The sequence below is a fragment of the Cypionkella sp. genome (assembly GCF_034376685.1).
GTDB lineage: Bacteria > Pseudomonadota > Alphaproteobacteria > Rhodobacterales > Rhodobacteraceae > Cypionkella.
Window position 1 is genome coordinate 21,351 of record NZ_JAXMJJ010000012.1, and the last position, 16,444, is coordinate 37,794.

17 protein-coding genes are annotated in these 16,444 nt (G+C 62.5%); 5 read left to right on the top strand and 12 right to left on the bottom strand.

All coding sequences use genetic code 11. The features are described 5' to 3' along the window. The first annotated feature begins 64 nt into the window (after nt 1–64). Genes U1A24_RS03200 through U1A24_RS03215 form a run of 4 tightly spaced genes read left to right on the top strand, consistent with a single transcriptional unit; the run spans nt 65 to nt 3,862 of the window. On the top strand, nt 65–1,306 hold the full coding sequence (locus U1A24_RS03200) for an efflux RND transporter periplasmic adaptor subunit (RefSeq protein WP_322320547.1): 1,242 nt from the start codon (nt 65–67) through the stop codon (nt 1,304–1,306). Further along, nucleotides 1,306–2,013, top strand: a complete 708-nt coding sequence (locus U1A24_RS03205; RefSeq protein WP_322320548.1) for an ABC transporter ATP-binding protein — start codon at nt 1,306–1,308, stop codon at nt 2,011–2,013. Before U1A24_RS03200 ends, U1A24_RS03205 begins: the two co-directional genes overlap by 1 nt. A 2-nt stretch (nt 2,014–2,015) precedes the next feature. Beyond that, nucleotides 2,016–3,224 carry an ABC transporter permease gene (locus tag U1A24_RS03210; protein ID WP_322320549.1) on the top strand — a complete coding sequence of 403 codons (1,209 nt, stop codon included), beginning with the start codon at nt 2,016–2,018 and terminating at the stop codon, nt 3,222–3,224. A gap of 23 nt (nt 3,225–3,247) precedes the next feature. Continuing rightward, complete coding sequence (locus U1A24_RS03215) at nt 3,248–3,862, top strand: exonuclease domain-containing protein (RefSeq protein WP_322320550.1); 615 nt, start codon at nt 3,248–3,250, stop codon at nt 3,860–3,862. A 71-nt stretch (nt 3,863–3,933) separates the two neighbouring features. On the opposite strand, the gene U1A24_RS03220 is transcribed toward U1A24_RS03215, so the two are convergent. The 9 genes from U1A24_RS03220 to U1A24_RS03260 are packed head-to-tail and all read right to left on the bottom strand — an operon-like array spanning nt 3,934 to nt 12,533. Beyond that, on the bottom strand, nt 3,934–4,845 hold the full coding sequence (locus U1A24_RS03220; RefSeq protein WP_322320551.1) for an ABC transporter permease: 912 nt from the start codon (nt 4,843–4,845) through the stop codon (nt 3,934–3,936). After that, complete coding sequence (locus U1A24_RS03225) at nt 4,842–5,912, bottom strand: ABC transporter permease (RefSeq protein WP_322320552.1); 1,071 nt, start codon at nt 5,910–5,912, stop codon at nt 4,842–4,844. Before U1A24_RS03225 ends, U1A24_RS03220 begins: the two co-directional genes overlap by 4 nt. Beyond that, nucleotides 5,909–7,417, bottom strand: coding sequence for an ABC transporter ATP-binding protein (locus U1A24_RS03230; RefSeq protein ID WP_322320553.1), 1,509 nt, complete (start codon nt 7,415–7,417; stop codon nt 5,909–5,911). Before U1A24_RS03230 ends, U1A24_RS03225 begins: the two co-directional genes overlap by 4 nt. 4 nt (nt 7,418–7,421) lie before the next feature. Continuing rightward, nucleotides 7,422–8,513: a BMP family ABC transporter substrate-binding protein gene (locus U1A24_RS03235; RefSeq protein ID WP_322320554.1), complete on the bottom strand. Its 1,092-nt coding sequence runs from the start codon at nt 8,511–8,513 to the stop codon at nt 7,422–7,424. A gap of 31 nt (nt 8,514–8,544) precedes the next feature. Further along, the gene (locus U1A24_RS03240) at nt 8,545–9,903 is read right to left on the bottom strand and encodes an amidohydrolase (protein ID WP_322320555.1); all 1,359 of its coding nucleotides are present in this window, start codon (nt 9,901–9,903) and stop codon (nt 8,545–8,547) included. Beyond that, nucleotides 9,900–10,568 (bottom strand): glutathione S-transferase family protein, encoded by a 669-nt coding sequence (locus U1A24_RS03245; RefSeq protein WP_322320556.1) that lies wholly within the window; start codon nt 10,566–10,568, stop codon nt 9,900–9,902. Before U1A24_RS03245 ends, U1A24_RS03240 begins: the two co-directional genes overlap by 4 nt. After that, a complete protein-coding gene (locus tag U1A24_RS03250) occupies nt 10,565–11,410 on the bottom strand; it encodes an aromatic ring-hydroxylating dioxygenase subunit alpha (protein ID WP_322320557.1) in 846 nt (281 codons plus the stop codon). The genes U1A24_RS03245 and U1A24_RS03250 overlap by 4 nt, the downstream gene beginning before the upstream one ends. Further along, the gene (locus U1A24_RS03255) at nt 11,407–12,117 is read right to left on the bottom strand and encodes a Rieske 2Fe-2S domain-containing protein (RefSeq protein ID WP_322320558.1); all 711 of its coding nucleotides are present in this window, start codon (nt 12,115–12,117) and stop codon (nt 11,407–11,409) included. Before U1A24_RS03255 ends, U1A24_RS03250 begins: the two co-directional genes overlap by 4 nt. Before the next feature lie 32 nt (nt 12,118–12,149). After that, nucleotides 12,150–12,533 carry an acylphosphatase gene (locus U1A24_RS03260; RefSeq protein ID WP_322320559.1) on the bottom strand — a complete coding sequence of 128 codons (384 nt, stop codon included), beginning with the start codon at nt 12,531–12,533 and terminating at the stop codon, nt 12,150–12,152. Between the two features lie 108 nt (nt 12,534–12,641). On the opposite strand from U1A24_RS03260, the gene U1A24_RS03265 reads away from it, so the two are divergent. Next, nucleotides 12,642–13,688: an AbrB family transcriptional regulator gene (locus U1A24_RS03265; protein WP_322320560.1), complete on the top strand. Its 1,047-nt coding sequence runs from the start codon at nt 12,642–12,644 to the stop codon at nt 13,686–13,688. On the opposite strand, the gene U1A24_RS03270 is transcribed toward U1A24_RS03265, so the two are convergent. From U1A24_RS03270 to U1A24_RS03280, 3 genes are read right to left on the bottom strand one after another with little or no spacing between them, the layout of a single operon-like run. Then, nucleotides 13,685–14,752 (bottom strand): ABC transporter ATP-binding protein, encoded by a 1,068-nt coding sequence (locus U1A24_RS03270; protein ID WP_322320561.1) that lies wholly within the window; start codon nt 14,750–14,752, stop codon nt 13,685–13,687. The two genes, U1A24_RS03265 and U1A24_RS03270, sit on opposite strands and share 4 nt — an antisense overlap. Continuing rightward, a complete protein-coding gene (locus U1A24_RS03275) occupies nt 14,752–15,534 on the bottom strand; it encodes an ABC transporter permease (RefSeq protein WP_322320562.1) in 783 nt (260 codons plus the stop codon). The genes U1A24_RS03270 and U1A24_RS03275 overlap by 1 nt, the downstream gene beginning before the upstream one ends. Beyond that, nucleotides 15,531–16,397 carry an ABC transporter permease subunit gene (locus tag U1A24_RS03280; protein ID WP_322320563.1) on the bottom strand — a complete coding sequence of 289 codons (867 nt, stop codon included), beginning with the start codon at nt 16,395–16,397 and terminating at the stop codon, nt 15,531–15,533. The genes U1A24_RS03275 and U1A24_RS03280 overlap by 4 nt, the downstream gene beginning before the upstream one ends. Nucleotides 16,398–16,444 lie beyond the last annotated feature (47 nt).

Genomic DNA, 16,444 nt, shown 5'->3' on the forward strand with positions numbered 1-16,444 from the left:
CGCATCTGTTACAGACGGAACCCGCTTGGGCTGACGTATAAAGTCCAAAGCGGCAGGGGATCAGATGCAAAGCAGCGATGACATTGCCAGAATGCTGGCCGGGGCTGGGCGTAAACGGCGGCGTTGGCCTTGGGTTGTCTTGGTGCTGCTCATTCTGGCGGGCGTAGCCGGGTGGTATTATACCAGCAACAAGGCCGGGGCGGCGGCGGTGCGGTATACAACCGAGACCGTCGCCAAGGGCGATCTGGTGGTGGTGGTGACGGCGACGGGGACGGTGCAACCGACCACGGAAGTTGAGGTGTCGTCAGAGCTGTCGGGCACTTTGGCCAGCGTTTCGGTGGATTACAACGATGAGGTAAAGGTCGGCCAGATCCTGGCGCATCTGGATACCACCAAGCTGGTGGCGCAGGTCGATAATGCCCGCGCGCAACTGGCCGCAGCGAAGGCGCGGGTGACACAGGCCGAAGCGACCGCGCGGGAAGCGGCGGCGGTGCTGAAAACCCAGCAAGAACTGGCCGCGCGCGGGGTGGCGACGCGCAAGGATATGGTGGGGTTTGAGGCCAGCGATCAGCGCGCGCAGGCGGCGGTCGAGATTGCGCGGGCGGATCTGACGCTGGCGCAGGCCAATCTTGATCTGGTCAGCGCCGATCTGGGCAAGGCGGAAATTCGCAGCCCGATCAATGGCGTGGTGCTGGATCGCACCGCCGAGGCAGGCCAGATTGTGGCGGCGAACTTTGAGGCTCCGGTCTTGTTCAAGCTGGCGGAAGATCTGGAGCGGATGCAGTTGCTGGTCGATATTGATGAGGCCGATATCGGCAAGGTCAATGTCGGAGATCCGGCGGATTTCACGGTTGAGGCTTATCCGGGCCGCAGCTTTCCGGCGGTGATCACCCAAGTGCGGTTTGCGCCGGAAACCACCAATGAGGTGGTGACCTATAAGGCGGTGCTGTCGGTCGCGAACCCGGATGGGCTGCTGCGCCCCGGCATGACGGCGACGGCGGTGATCACGGTGGATAAGGTCGCGGATGCGCTGTTGGTGCCGAATGCCGCGCTGCGCTATGCGCCGCCAGCGCAAGAAGTTGCGGGTGGGCCTTCTGGTGGTCTGGTCGGGCTGATCCTGCCAACACGGGGCGGTCGCGGCTCCGCTGGGCTTGGCAGCGGCAAGTCGGTCTGGCTTTTGCGGGCGGGCGCTCCTGTAGAGGTCGCGGTCAGCTTGGGGGCGACGGACGGGCGCGAGACGGTGGTGACGGGCGATTTGGCCGAGGGCGATGCGGTGATCACCGACCAAACCGCCGGGGCGCGCTGATGGCACCGCTGATCCAGCTGATCGGCGTGCATCGCAGTTATGGCACGGGCGAGGCCGAAGTGCGCGCGCTGGACGGGGTGGATCTGAGCATCCAGCGCGGCGAATTTGTCGCGATCATGGGGCCGTCAGGCTCGGGCAAATCTACCGCGATGAATATCATCGGCTGTCTGGATCGCCCCTCGGCGGGGAAATATCTGTTTCAAGGCGTCGAGGTGCAGGATCTCGACCAAGACCGCCGCGCGCTGTTGCGCAGGCATTGTCTGGGCTTTGTGTTTCAAGGCTTTAACCTTCTGGCCCGGCAGTCGGCGCTGGAAAACGTCGAATTGCCGTTGATCTATAAAGGTTTGCCGAAGGCCCAGCGGGTCGCGCGGGCGAAGCTAGCGTTGCAGAAGGTGGGGCTGGAGGGCCGCGAAGGCCATGACCCCTCGCAGCTTTCCGGTGGCCAACAGCAGCGGGTGGCGATTGCCCGCGCCTTGGCCAGCGATCCCATGGTGATCCTCGCCGATGAACCGACAGGCAATCTCGACAGCCAGCGCAGCCATGAGATCATGCAGTTGCTGCAAGCGCTGAACCGCGACGGCATCACCATTGTGATGGTGACGCATGAGGTGGATATTGCCGCCTATGCCCAGCGTCTTCTGGTGTTCACCGATGGCAAGCTGACCCGCGACGAGGCCACCCCCGCCCCCATCGCACGGAGCGCCTGATCATGCTGTGGGAAACCGTCAGCCTCGCCTTCACCACCATCATCCGCAACAAGCTGCGCACGTTTCTGACCGTGCTGGGCGTGGTGATCGGGGTTGCTGCGGTGATCGCGATGGTGACGATCGGCCAAGGATCATCAGCGCAAGTCAGCGCCAGCGTGGCGGCTTTGGGCACCAATGTGCTGACCGTGCGCCCCGGCACGCGTGGCTTTGGCCCACCGACCGGAGGCGCGCAAGCGCCGCGTTTTTCGCTGAAGGATGCCGAGGCTTTGTCCACCCTGCCCGTCGTGGGCTATGCCGCCCCGGTGGTCAGTTCCGGCCAAACTGTGGTGTTCGGTAATGCCAATGCCGCGACGCAGGTCTATGGTACCACGGGCGATTACATGCAGATACAGAACTGGCCGCTGCGCACAGGGCGCAGTTTTGAGCCGCATGAAGAAAGCGCGGGTGCTGCGGTCTGTGTGCTGGGCCAGACCGTGGCGACCACCTTGTTCGGCAATTCTGATCCGGTGGGCCAAAGCATAAGGGTGAAAAACGTCGCCTGTCAGGTGCTGGGCGTGCTGTCTGCGCGCGGCGCGGGCAGTTTCGGGCAGGATCAGGATGATCTGGTCTTGATGCCCGCGAAATCCGTGCAGCGGCGTCTGGAAGGCAACTCCAATGTGGATTCCATCGCGGTGGCTCTGCGCAAATCGGTCAGCGCCGAGGATGGCATCGCCGCGGTGCAGTCGCTTTTGCGCGAGCGTCGGCGGATCGGCCTGACGCAGCCGGATAACTTCAGCGTCTCGGACAGCAAAGAGCTGTCGAATATGCTGGGCGGGATCAATTCGGTGCTGACCGGGCTGCTCTCGTCGGTGGCGGCGGTCAGCCTGCTGGTCGGCGGCATTGGCATCATGAATATCATGCTGGTCTCGGTCACCGAACGCACCCGTGAGATCGGCATCAGGCTGGCGGTGGGTGCCAGTTCGGGGCAGGTGCTGCTGCAGTTTCTGGTCGAAGCGGTGGTTTTGTCGCTGCTGGGTGGGGCAATTGGCATCGCCGTGGGGCTGGCGATTGCCTATGGCGGCTCGGTGTTCATGGCGATCCCGTTTGCGCCCTCGGGGGCGGTGGTGGCGCTCGCGTTCGGGTTTTCAGCGCTGGTCGGCGTGGTGTTTGGCTATTTCCCGGCACGGCGCGCGGCACGGCTGGACCCGATCGAGGCTTTGCGGCATCAGTAGCTGAGCAAAGCCAAGGCACCTTGATGATCCCCATTCCGCTGAAACCGCCCTACCGCTTCATCGCCTTCGATGTCGAAACCGCCAATCGCAACGCGCATAGCATCTGTCAGGTCGGCTTGGCTTGCGTCGATGACTGGGGCCAGATCGACACGTTCAGCCTGCTGGTTGACCCGGATGAGGCGTTTTCGGCCTTCAACACCGAGTTACATGGCATTGATGCCGCAACGGTGCGCGGTCAGCCGCAGTTCCCCGCCGTGATCGCGGCGATTGCGCCGCTGATGGCGCAGCAACCGATTGTGCAGCATTCCAGCTTTGATCAGCGCGCAGTGGCGGCGGCTTGCGGTTGGCATGGGCTGGATGTACCTGCGCTGCATTGGGTGGACAGCGTCACCATCGCGCGCCGCGCCTGGCCCGAGTTCAAGGGCAATGGTGGTCATGGTCTCGGCCATCTGAAAACCGCGCTCAGCTTGCAGTTTCAGCACCATGACGCCGGCGAAGATGCCCGCGCCGCGGCCCAAGTGGTGCTATGCGCCGAAGAAAAAACCGGGCGCAGCTTTGTCGAAATCCTTGCCAAACAGGGCGCCAAATCCCCACGCGTCTTTCACTCCGCTGCCACCTATTACGAACCATTTGAATAAAATTTGCTTTCACATTGGCTCAAATACTCTCGGGGTGCGGGGGTGAGCCCCCGCTCATAAATGCAGCAAGCTTACTTCTCAAACGGCTGCCCCAGCGAGGCAATCGTGTTCAGCCGCATCCGCCGACGGTTGGATGAAATCACCGCCAGCATCAGGATCGTCACAATGTAAGGCACGCAGGCCAGCAGTTGCGACGGGACGTTGACGCCCGCCGCTTGGGTGGTCAGCTCGCCCAAAGACAAGGCCCCGAACAGGAACGCGCCGAACACCACCCGCCCTGTCGCCCAAGTGCCGAACACCACCAGCGCCAGTGCAATCCAGCCGCGCCCCGCGATCATGCCATCGGCCCAGAGCGGCGTGTAAACCGTTGAGGCATAGGCCCCGGCAATCCCCGCCAGCGCGCCACCAAAGGCAATCGCGGCACAGCGCACCCGCAAAACCCGAAAGCCAATCGCGCGAGCGGCATGCGGATTCTCGCCCACCGCGCGGATGATCAGCCCGAGTTTCGAGTGATTCATCGTGGCCCAGATCGCCAGTGCCAAGCCAAGCGTTGCCCAAACCACAATATCCTGCACGAACAGCGTGCCCACAACCGGCAGATCAGACAGCAGCGGCAGCGCCAGTTTCGGCAAGCCGCTGATCGTCAGGCTTTCAAAGCTTTTGCCAAACAGCGACGAAAGCCCGGTGCCCAAGATGCCAATCGCCAACCCCGCCGCCACCTGATTGGCAACAAACCCCAGCACGATCAGCGCGAACAGCAAGGACAATGCCGCGCCGCCCAAAGCCGCCACCAGAAACCCCAAAGCATGGCTTTGATAGGTGTAAGTGGTGATGAACCCCAAGGCCGCGCCCAGCGCCATCATGCCTTCAAGGCCAAGGTTCAAAACACCCGACCGCTCCACCACCATCTCACCCAATGCCGCCAGCAGCATCGGCGTGGCCGCCGCCAGCATACCCGCAAGAATGAAATCAACGGCGTTCATGGCGCGACCCTGCGGATAAAGCTGACCTTGTGGCGGATGAAGGTCAGGCCTGCGAGGTAGAAGCACAAAAGCAGGCCCTGAAACACCCAGACGGCGGCAATCGGCAGGTCCGCCGACACCATCGCGTTGTCACCGCCGATATAGATCACCGACATCACGAAGGCGGAAATCACGATACCCAGCGGGTTCAGCCCGCCCAGATAGGCCACGATGATCGCCGAATATCCGTAGCCCAGCGAGACCGAGCGTTGCAATTGACCCAAAGGCCCCGCGACCTCCGCAGCCCCCGCCAGACCCGCCGCAAGCCCGCCCAACAGCAGGCTGATCCAGATCGCGCGGCTTTCACTGAACCCGGCATAGCGCGCGGCACGGGGGGCTAGCCCACCGACCAGCAGTTGAAACCCCGCAAAGCGGTGGCGCATCAGGATATAGGCCAAACCGCTGGCGATAAGCGCCAGCAGCAAGGACACGTTCACCCGCGTGCCGGGCAGCAGGATCGGCAGCAAGGCGGCATCGGGGAACATCACGCTTTGTGGAAAGTTGAAGCCGTTCGGGTCTTTCCACGGCCCCAGCAGCAGATAGTTCAGCACCTGTGCTGCGATCAGCGACAGCATCAGCGTCACCAGAATTTCGTTAGCGTTAAAGCGGGTGCGAAACATCGCCGCAATCCCGGCCCAAGCCATCCCTGCCGCAGCCCCCATCACCAGCATCGCGGGCAGCATGAAAGCTGAGTCGCCCATCGGATACCACACGGGCAAGGCCGAGGCCGCGATCGCGCCGATGATCAATTGACCCTCCGCGCCGATGTTGAACACATTGGCGCGGAAACCAATGGCAAGGCCTTGCGCGATCAGCAGCAAGGGGGCCATTTTCAGCAGCACTTCGGAAAAGTTATACCACGTCAGAAACGGCTCCAGCAGCAGCGAATACAGCGCCTGACCGGGGGCTTTGCCCAGCAGGGTGAACAGGATCACGCTGGCCACAATCGCGCAGGCGAAGGCCGCGATGGGCGCGACCAGCATGGCCATGCGAGAGGCGCGTTCGCGACGGATGAAGCTGATCCTCATGCGGCCACCTCCGGCGATTTTCCCGCGCCGATCATATAGGTGCCGACCTCCTCGGCATTGGTCTGGGCGGTTGGCAAAGACGGCGACAGATGCCCCTTGTGCAGCACATGCAGGCGGTCGCAGATCTGGAACAACTCCTCCAACTCCTCGGAAATCACCAGAATGGCCGCGCCCGCGTTGCGCATCGCCACCAAGCGTTGCCGGATATCGGTGGCAGCGCCAATATCAACGCCCCATGTCGGCTGCGACACCAGAAGCAGTTTCGGCTCCAGCATCATCTCGCGGCCCATGATGAATTTTTGCAGATTGCCGCCCGACAGCGCCCCCGCTTCGGCCTCTGGCCCCGGCGTGCGCACATCGTAACGGGCGATGCAGGCGGCGGTATAGGCGCGCTCGGGTCCGCGGCGGATGAAGCCGCGCTGCACAAGGCCCGCGCCATGTGCGGTCAATAAAGCGTTGTCCGCCAAAGACATATCCGGCACAGCCCCGCGCCCCAAGCGTTCTTCCGGCACAAAGGCAAAGCCCATCCGGCGGCGCGCAGCCACGCCCACAGCCCCGACGGCATGCCCCAACATGCGGATGCTATCGCCCGGCTGCACCACCTCACCCGAGATCAGCGCCGCCAGCTCCTGCTGCCCATTGCCGGAAATCCCGGCGATGCCGACGATTTCACCGCTGTGCACCCGCAGGGAAATATCGGCCAATGACACCCCAAACGGATCGTCATTGACGTAATCGAGGCCGCTCAACTCAAGCCGCACCTCACCCACATCCTGCGCCGTTGCAGGCAAAGGCGGCGGCATTACGCGACCGATCATCAGCGTCGCCAGATCCTTGGCGGAATGCGCGCGCGGATCGACACGGCCCGTCACCTGACCGCCGCGCAGGATCGTCGCGGTGTCGCACAACTCTTTGATTTCTTCCAGTTTATGGCTGATGAACAAGATCGCCATGCCGCGCGCCTGCAAGGCCCGCAACGTTTCAAACAACCGCGCCACGCTTTGCGGCGGCAGCACCGAGGTCGGCTCATCGAGGATCAGCAGCTCGGGGTTGAGCAGCAGGCAGCGGATGATTTCCACCCGTTGCCGCTCGCCCACCGACAGCGCATGCACCATCGCTTCGGGGTCGACGTTCAGGCCAAATTCAGCGCCCAAAGCCCGGATGCGCCGCGCCAGATCGGCCTTCCGCCCCGGCACGATCAGCGCGATATTCTGCACCACCGACAGGGTTTCAAACAAGGAGAAATGCTGGAACACCATGCCAATGCCCAAAGCCCGCGCCTCGGCGGGACTGCCAAGGTTCACCGGCTGCCCCTTCCACAACATCACGCCCGCATCGGGCGATTCCACGCCGTAAATCAGCTTCATCAGCGTGGATTTGCCCGCGCCATTCTCACCTAAGATGGCATGGATAGAACCGGGATCGACCACCAGATCAATCCCGGCATTGGCCTGCACCGCGCCGTAACGCTTTGAGATCGCTTGCAAAGACAACAGCGCGGTCATCGGCTTACTTCGGCAGCGGCGTGGTGACGCCTTTGACATGCCAATCCATCGACAGGATCATATCGTCGCCCAAAGTCACACCAGCGGCCACAGCCTCGGCCCCGTCCTGATTGGTCAACGGCCCGGTGAAGGGGCTGAAACTGCCATCCAGCAGGGTGGCATGAACCGCCTCGATCTTCGCAGCCATCTCGGGCGCAATATCGGGGTTCCAATCGGCCACGAACACGCAGTTATCCGCCATCCCGAGCCACGCCGAAGCGCCCGCGAAGGTGCCAGCCAGATGCGCCGCGACGGAAGCCTTGAAATACGGCGCCCAATCGGTGCCAACCACGCCGAGATACTTCTTCGGCGCATAGGTCTTCATCGACGAGTTCAGGTTGAACACATAGGCCCCGGCCTCTTCACAGACCGCCACCACCGAAGGCGTGTCCTGCGCGTTCGAGAACACCACATCGCAGCCCTGCGCCAGCAGCGCCTTGGCGGCTTCTTGCTCGGATGCCGGATCGAACCACGAGTTCACCCAGACCACGGAAACCTCCATCGCCGGATCCACCGATTGCGCGCCCAAGGTGAAGGCGTTGATTGAGGTGATCAGTTCTGGGATCGCAAAGGCCCCGACGCAGCCGAGTTTCTTCGACTTCGACAAGGACGCCGCCGCCATGCCCATCAGGTAAGTGCCCTGATAATACCGCGCGCCGAAGGGGGAGAAATTGGGCGCCACCTGATAGCCCGAGGCGTGCAGGATCGACACTTCCGGGCGCGCCTTGGCCAGCTTCAGCCCGCCGTTCATATAGCCAAACGAACCGAGGATCAGGAAGGTGTTCCCGTCCGCCACGGTCTTGTTCATGATGCGGTCGCCGTCCGGGCCTTCGGCGATATTCTCCAGCAAGGTGACTTTGATCTTGTCACCATATTCGGCCTCCAACGCCTTGGTGCCAAGCTCCAGCGTGTGCGACCAGCCGACATCGGCGGCGGGCGAGGGCACGATCAGGGCGACGTTCAGCACGCCGTCTTGTGCGAAGGCCGGGATCGGCAGCGCCATCGCAGTGCTGGCAGCAAGGGTGGTTTTCAGGAAAGAGCGGCGGGTTTGGGTCATCGGGTTTCCTTTGGGCTTTGGGATTTTGGGATCAAGACAGGATGCGGTGGAAGGAAGCTTCGGCTTTTGTGAAAAGATCGCGCTCATCGAGGCCGGGGAACTGACCATCACGCCAGACGATGCGACCATTGATCATGGTCATATCGACCGGGCGACTGACCCCGACTTTCGGGATCAGGCTGGCCGGATCATGGCGGGTGCCGACATATTCCAGACGGCGGGTGTCGATGGCGAACAGATCAGCGGCCATGCCGGGGGCAAGGCGGCCAAGGTCTGTCCGCCCCAGCAAATCGGCGCCGCCAGTGGTGGCATAGCCAAGGAAAGCGCTGGGGTCTGGCACCGGATGCTTACGGGTCGAAGCCACCAGACATTGCAGCATATAGGCCGAATGAATGCAGTGCATCAGGTTGGAATTGTCATTCGACGCCGCCCCATCGCAGCCCAATCCCACGCGCAGACCCAACGCCTGCATCGCCGGAATATCGGTGACTTCGGCCCCCACCAGATAGACCGGCTCGGGGCAATGCGACACGCCGGTTTGCGTAGCGGCCATCTGAGCGAGTTCGCCGTGGGTCAATTCCCAGCAATGCGCATACCAGGTATCGGGGCCGGAAAATCCCATTTCTTCAAGGTATTGCACTGTCCGACGCCCGGTGCGCGCCTCGATCACCGGGCTTTCGCCTTCGCCAACATGGGTGTGCAAAAGCACGCCTTTGTCGCGGGCAAGACGAATGGATTCCTCAAAGGTGTCTTTGTAGCAGTTGACGGGTTGGCAGGGAGCCACCGCGACTTGGCGCATGCTGAACGGGCTGGCGTCGTGGTAGGTATCAATCAACCGCTCACAATCGCCGATGAATTGCGCGGTGGTTTCCAGCATCTCATCCGGGATCGTGCTGCCTTCGGATTTCGGCAGGGTATTGCCGCCGCGCCCGGCATGAAAGCGGATGCCGAACAGATCAGCGGCCTCAAACTGGCGGTCCACAATCCGCGACCCGGCATGGCGCGGAAAGTTGTATTGGTGGTCAAACGCCGTGGTGCAGCCGTGTTTGATCAGTTCGGCCAAGGCCACCACCGACGAATGGTAAAACTGATCCTCGGTCAGCCGCGAGAAGATCGGATAGATCAAATCCAGCCATTCGATCACCGACAGTTTCGTCCAATCCAGATCGGCGCGGTTGCGCACAAAGCATTGAAAGAAATGGTGATGCGTGTTGATCAGACCCGGATAAATGAACCAGCCCGAGGCGTCGATCACCTCTGCCCCCGGCGCGTGCAGGTTCGGGCCGATGGCGGCAATCTGTTTGCCTTCGATCAGCATATCCTGCCCCGCCAGCACCAGATCTCTGGCCGAAGGCACAATCGCGGCGCAGTTTTTCAGCAGGATGCTCATGGCAGCGACTCCAGCGGCGGCACGGCTTCGGGCGCGGGTTTCAACTCGTGCAGGCGGTGAATCCCCGGCATCTCGATGAACCCCGGCAGCGCGCGGATCGCCCGCGACCACAGCCGGATTGAGGGGTAGTCATCCAAGGTCACACCGCCATCGGGGGCAAGCGCCACATTGGGAAAGCAGGCGATATCGGCGATGGTGGGCGCATCACCCGTAAGGTAAATCCGCCCCGCAAAGCGCGCCTCGGTCAGATGTGCCTCCAACTCGCGCAAGCACTCCACCCCTGCCCGGCGGAACCCGTCGATATCACCGGGATACAGCAGCATATCATGCAGCCGCGCCATGCCCAAACTGGCCCCCAGCCGCGCCGAAAACGCCAACCATTGCTGCACTTGCGCGGTTTGCACAGGCCCCGCACCCAGCCACGCCCCCGCCTTAGACACCTGCGCCAGATACACCAGCATCGCCGTGCTTTCGGTCAGGGTCAGATCGCCATCGACCAGCACGGGCAGTGTCCCGGCGGGATTGAGCGCGCGAAACGCGGCGCTGCGGTGTTCCCGCCCCGGATGAAAGTCCACCGCCTTGAGATCCAGCTTGCGCCCCATCAGCGCCGCCATCAGCCGCACCTTGTAGCAACTGGCGGAAAGGACATAATCATACAGCTTCATGCCGCCACCATCTGCGCGCCGTAGGTCAGCCCCTTGCGTTTCAGCCAACGGCGATAGGCGATCGAGGTCAGATCGGCCTGCGTCGGGATCTCTTTGCCGGGGTCCAATGGCAGCAACCGCGGGATCTGATTTTCCAGAATCGAGCGGTCTTGCAGGAAGATCATCTGCTGAAACTGGATCAGATCGGCTTGCGGCGTCACATCATCAAACAATGCCATCCACGGCCAAACCTCGCAGAGTTCCTCGGTCAGCGGCTGCACGAAAATCGCAATCACATCCCATTCATCCGGGCGGTTCGGGCAGGTCTTGTACAGCACCGAAGCTGTCGGTGCCGCCACCCGGTACATGTATTCCGTCACAATCCCGCCCGCCGCCGATTTCGCGGCTTGCGGCTGGTAAAAATGCACTTTGGTCGCCCAAACCTCGTCGCTATCCTCGCGGATTTGCACCTCATAGCGGCCAACTTCGGTATGCGGTTCCGCCCCCAGCACATCGGTATGCACAAAGGGGAAGTGTGCTATGTCGAGGAAATTCTCCACCGCGCGCAAGGGCGAGCATTTCACCCGCACCACACCGCAATCCACCAAACGCCGCCCCGGCTGATCCGCCTCGGGGACCCCGAACAACGGATGCGCCGGGGTGCCGGGACAGGCCCAAACATGGCCATAGGCCAAGCAAACGGCCAGTCGCTGACCTTCCGCGCCCTGCACCACGATCTCGCCCGCGTCCAGAAACACCGCGATATCGCTGCCCAACAGCATGGTCTGCCGCCCCGGCCACGCCCCCACCATGGCAATCATCGCCACCGGATACCATTCGTTCAACACCGCCTGCGGGATCATGCCAAAGCCCCCTCTTCAACCAAGCGCCGCAACCCATCCAGCCAGCGCGAGACCGTAACCCGGTCGCCCACGCCCAATGCGTGCAGCGTGACGGCCGCACCGCGATCTTGCAGCACCAAGGCCACAGCCGCGCCGCCAATCTGCCCCCGCCAAACCGCGCCTTCGCAGACAAACCCCGGCAAGGTGCGGGCGATCTCGGCCACCCCGGCTTGCACGGTGATCGAGCGCACCGCTACAAGCCCGCTCAAATCCGGTAGCGCAAGCTCTGCCCCAACAGGCGCGACCCAGATCACGCCACCCACCTCAACACATTGATAAACCTCGGCCTTTATCGCGGCAGGCGGCACCATCGCCGGATGCGCCGGGATCTTGCCACACGCGCCATCGCTGCCATAGGTCCAGCCGTGATAGATGCACGACAGCGTCTCACCGCGCACGAAACCATGCGACAGCCGCATGCCGCGATGCGGGCAGCGATCATTCCACGCCGACAGCCGCCCAGAGGCCGAGCGCCAAATCGCCAGCTCCGCCCCCTGCCACGCACCCGCCATCACAACGCCCAGCGGCAAATCTTGCGACAAGCCATTGGCCACCCACATCCCCGACATCATAATCCCCGCAATCCCCAGCCAAACCTTGCCGCCCCGCCCGAAAACCGAAAGGCTGAAAGCCTCTCTTGCGCCAAGCTGCCGCAGCAGATGCCACAAATTTCAGCATCCTGCCTGCATATGATCATAAGTTAATCGGCTATCGAAGCAAATTCGTTCAGATTTTGCAGCGCCAGATCGGCGCGATCAATCCGCTCGACCCAAACCTCTTGCGGGCCAAGACTACAGCCCAAAGCCATCGCGTCCAAAAGGTCCGGCAGGCCAGTCACCACCATCTCAACCCGTCCCGCATCATGGCGCAGAATCGCCCCGCGCAGACCCAGACGGCGGGCATGCCGCGCGATCCAAGTGGCGAAAATCGGCGCGCCGACATTGCCCAGCACCGCGAAACTTTGGCTCTGCTCCGGTGCAGGATCGGCGGTTGGATCGGGGGTGACAGGGTGATCCATCGCGGCCTCTGGCTTGGGGTTCGCGCCAAACTGGCAGGCCAAGGCCAAGCTGTCCAGAGCGGTCAATCCAGCCGCAACGCCGATTGCCCTCCCCCGCCGCCCGCGTTAGGTAGGCGCATCGCTGCTTCCGACCAATCGCTGAAAGACGCTCCGTTGTCGCAGACCCCGCCAGCCGTGAATCGCCGCCGCCAAGTGTTGCAATGGGCCGCCCTCGCGCTGCTGTCGGCGCTGATCACCACCGGGTTTGAGCTGCTGCACCTGCCCGCCGCCCTGCTGCTGGGACCGATGATTGCGGCGATTATCCTTGCACTGCGCGGGTTTAGCATCACCTTGCCCGCCCCTGCGATGACGGCGGCGCAAGGTGTGGTCGGGCTGATGGTGGCGACGATCCTGCCGATTTCGATGATGGCAGAGGTTGCATCGCAATGGCCTATCGTGCTGACCGGGACGCTGTTCACCATTGCAGCCTCGTCGCTGCTTGGCTGGCTGGTGGCGCGCTCGGGCGCACTTCCGGGCACCACCGCGATCTGGGGATCCTCGCCGGGGGCGGCCTCGGCCATGGTGCTGTTATCAGGCGCATATGGCGCCGACATCCGGCTTGTCGCTTTCATGCAATACCTGCGCGTCGCCTGCGTGGCGGTGGTCGCCACCGTGGTGGCGCGGCTGTTTGGGGTGGCGGATGGCCCTGCAGCCAGTATCATTTGGTTTCCGGGCATGCCGCTGTTGGGCGTGGCACAGACGTTGGCGCTCGCCGTGGTGCTGGCCTTCGTCGGCCAAAGATTGTGCCTGCCCGGAGCAACCTTCCTGCTGCCGATCGGCACCGGCATGCTGCTGGTACAGACCGGATGGATGCAGATTTACCTGCCGCCGTGGCTGCTGGCGCTGACCTATGCCGCCATCGGCTGGTCCATCGGCCTTCGCTTTACCCCCGCCACTTTGGGCCACGCCTTGCGGGCCTTCCCACGGGTGTTCGCCTCGATCATGGCGCTGATCGCGGTCTGTGGCGGGGCGGCTTGGGTCTTGGTGCATTTCGCCGGGATTGATCCCCTGACCGCCTATCTTGCCACCAGCCCCGGCGGCATGGATTCCATCGCCATCATCGCGGCCTCCACCCCGGTCGATGTGGCGTTTGTGATGACGATGCACATGGCGCGGTTTTTGCTGGTGCTGCTGCTTGGCCCCATGCTGGCGCGCTGGTTGTCGCGCCCGAAGGGATTTTAGGCCAGCACGATCACATCCTGCCCCCGGAACCGCAAAGCCACCTCGGCCCCCAGTGGCGGCGGCGGCGCATCAGGCCGGTTGAACAAATCGAGCGAGATCGCCCCCGCCGCCGTATCCGCCTTGACTCGGATCACCGCGCCCAGAAACTGCACGGCGGCAATCTTTGCGGGCAGCGCAAAATCACCCCGGCTGATCTGCGCGGCATCGGCCTCCAGATGCACCACCTCGGGACGCAAGGCCAATCCCACCGTCGCCCCCCGCGCCGCCGCAATCGCTTGTGGCAGGCGCAGAGGTTGCCCCTGCACCGTCACCTCACCCTGAGCAGCGTCCGTCACCACGGCATCGAGCGTATTCAACGTGCCGACAAACTGCGCCACAAACCGCGTCTTCGGATGGTTATATATCTCAAACGGCGCGCCCACTTGTTCCGCCCGCCCGCCGTTCATCACCACAACCCGGTCTGACATCGACAGGGCTTCTTCCTGATCATGCGTCACAAAAATCGTGGTGATGCCCAATTTCCGCTGAATATCCCGGATTTCCGCCCGCAAACTGACACGAATCTTCGCATCCAACGCCGACAACGGCTCATCCAACAACAAAACCCGTGGACGCGGTGCCAGTGCCCGCGCCAAAGCCACCCGCTGCTGCTGCCCGCCCGAAAGCTGGAACGGATAGCGCGCACCCATTTCCGGCAACCCGATCAGCGCCAGCATCTCAGCCACCCGCGCGGTGATTTCCTTGGCCGACACCCCGGCAATCTTCAACCCAAAGCCGACATTCTGCGCCACCGTCAGGTTCGGAAACAGCGCATAGGCCTGAAATACCATGCCGATATTGCGCTGGTTGGGCCGCAGATGCGTCACATCCTGCCCGTCAATCTTGATCGCGCCAAGGGTGGGGGTTTCGAACCCCGCCACCATCCGCAGCACGGTGGTTTTCCCGCACCCCGACGGGCCCAAAAGCGAGACAAACTCGCCCTGCGCCACCCCCAGATCAAACGATTTCACCACTTGGTTCGCGCCAAAAGATTTTTGCAGCGCACTAAGATCGAGATACGCCATCAGCGTGGCATCCTTGTATGTTTGGAAAATTTGGTCACCAACTGGATCAGCGCCATGCAGGCCCAGGTCAGCGCGAAAGTCATCACGGCCAATGCCGCAGGCTCGTAGGCCTTATTGCCCCCCGCCCAGACCAGATACGGCCCAAACGCCGGCCGATCCAGCAAGGCCGCAAAGACATATTCACCGATCACAATCGCAAACGTCAAAAACGCCCCCGACAGCACCGCGACCAGCACATTCGGCAAAATCACGCGGGCCAGAACGGTGATCCACCCCGCCCCAAGGCTCTGCGCGGCTTCGGTCAAGGTGCGCAGATCAATCGCCGCCAAACCCGTATCCACCGCGCGATACATATAGGGCAGCGCCAGCACGGCATAGCCGCACATCAAGAGGAAATCGGTGCCCAAAGCACTGCCGGTCAGCGGCAACCAACTGGAAGTATTGAACAAACGGATATAGCCGAACACGATCACAATCGGTGGGATCACCAGCGGCAGCAGGGTGATGAACTCCATGAACGGGCGCAGGCGCGGCAGTTTCAGGCGCACCCAGAACACCGTCGGCACCACCACCAGCACGCCAAACACAATCGTCAGACAAGCCATCAGCACCGAATAACCAAAGGTCGCCTGAAACTGCGGATCGCCCATCACCGACCGATACGCGTCCAGCGAATACTCGCCCCGCCGCATCTTCAATGAGAATTCCAGCATCCCCACCAGCGGCAGGAAGAAATACACCACACCGACCGCAATCGCGGCCCAAGCCAAGATGCGCTTCATTTGATCCACCTCTCGGCGCGGGTCCGCATCACCACATAAACCGCGTTGGAAATCCCGGTGATCACGATCATGGCGAAGGCCAAAGCATAGCCCAGATGCGGGTCTTGCAGCACATCGCCGCGGATCTGGTTGAACAGCAGGATCGGGGCAATCGAGAGCAGCGACCCGGTCAAAGCAATCGCCGTCGCCACCGCACCAAACGCGTTGGCGAACAAGAGCGCCAGCGTCCCCAGCAGCGACGGCCCCAGCACCGGCAGCGCCACCATCCGCCAATATTGGCCGCCCGTTGCGCCCAAAACCTCGGCCGCCTCGCGCCATTCCCGCTTCAGCCCATCAATCGCCGGGGTGATAATCAGCACCATCAGCGGGATCTGGAAGAACACATAGGCCGCCACCAGCCCCCAGAAGCTGATCATATTGAAGCCCAAAGCGTAGATATTCACCCCGAACCAATCGCGCAAAAGCAGCGTCACAAAGCCAACCCGCCCCAACGTCGCCACATAAGCAAACGCCAACGGCACCCCGGCGAAGTTCGATGTGACGCCAGAAAACGTCATCACGATGCCGCGCAGCCAAGCAGGCAATCCCCCCAGAACCACCGCCAAGGCAATCGCAAACCCCAAGGCGCAGCCGATCAAAGCCGAGGTGAAACTCAGCCGGATCGACAGCCAGAAGGCGTTGATGATCTCAGGCGTGAACAGGTTGAAAATATTTTTCAGCGTAAAGCTGCCGGTGCCATCGACAAACGCCCCCGCCACGATATTCGCGGTGGGCAGCAGCAAAAACAGCAGCGCGAACAGCAAAAACGGCAGCACCCCCAGACCGTTCCACGGTAGGGCGCGCCAAAGGCGAGATGATCTCATGTCTATGATCCTGAAAGGAAACCCGCCCTCACCGATGTGATGAGGGC

Bases quoted from the DNA above. Each gene is read 5' to 3' on its own strand.
- U1A24_RS03200 (WP_322320547.1), top strand. From the start codon at position 65: ATGCAAAGCAGCGATGACATTGCCAGAATGCTGGCCGGGGCTGGGCGT.
- U1A24_RS03205 (WP_322320548.1), top strand. From the start codon at position 1,306: ATGGCACCGCTGATCCAGCTGATCGGCGTGCATCGCAGTTATGGCACG.
- U1A24_RS03210 (WP_322320549.1), top strand. From the start codon at position 2,016: ATGCTGTGGGAAACCGTCAGCCTCGCCTTCACCACCATCATCCGCAAC.
- U1A24_RS03215 (WP_322320550.1), top strand. From the start codon at position 3,248: ATGATCCCCATTCCGCTGAAACCGCCCTACCGCTTCATCGCCTTCGAT.
- U1A24_RS03220 (WP_322320551.1), bottom strand. From the start codon at position 4,845: ATGAACGCCGTTGATTTCATTCTTGCGGGTATGCTGGCGGCGGCCACG.
- U1A24_RS03225 (WP_322320552.1), bottom strand. From the start codon at position 5,912: ATGAGGATCAGCTTCATCCGTCGCGAACGCGCCTCTCGCATGGCCATG.
- U1A24_RS03230 (WP_322320553.1), bottom strand. From the start codon at position 7,417: ATGACCGCGCTGTTGTCTTTGCAAGCGATCTCAAAGCGTTACGGCGCG.
- U1A24_RS03235 (WP_322320554.1), bottom strand. From the start codon at position 8,513: ATGACCCAAACCCGCCGCTCTTTCCTGAAAACCACCCTTGCTGCCAGC.
- U1A24_RS03240 (WP_322320555.1), bottom strand. From the start codon at position 9,903: ATGAGCATCCTGCTGAAAAACTGCGCCGCGATTGTGCCTTCGGCCAGA.
- U1A24_RS03245 (WP_322320556.1), bottom strand. From the start codon at position 10,568: ATGAAGCTGTATGATTATGTCCTTTCCGCCAGTTGCTACAAGGTGCGG.
- U1A24_RS03250 (WP_322320557.1), bottom strand. From the start codon at position 11,410: ATGATCCCGCAGGCGGTGTTGAACGAATGGTATCCGGTGGCGATGATT.
- U1A24_RS03270 (WP_322320561.1), bottom strand. From the start codon at position 14,752: ATGGCGTATCTCGATCTTAGTGCGCTGCAAAAATCTTTTGGCGCGAAC.
- U1A24_RS03275 (WP_322320562.1), bottom strand. From the start codon at position 15,534: ATGAAGCGCATCTTGGCTTGGGCCGCGATTGCGGTCGGTGTGGTGTAT.
- U1A24_RS03280 (WP_322320563.1), bottom strand. From the start codon at position 16,397: ATGAGATCATCTCGCCTTTGGCGCGCCCTACCGTGGAACGGTCTGGGG.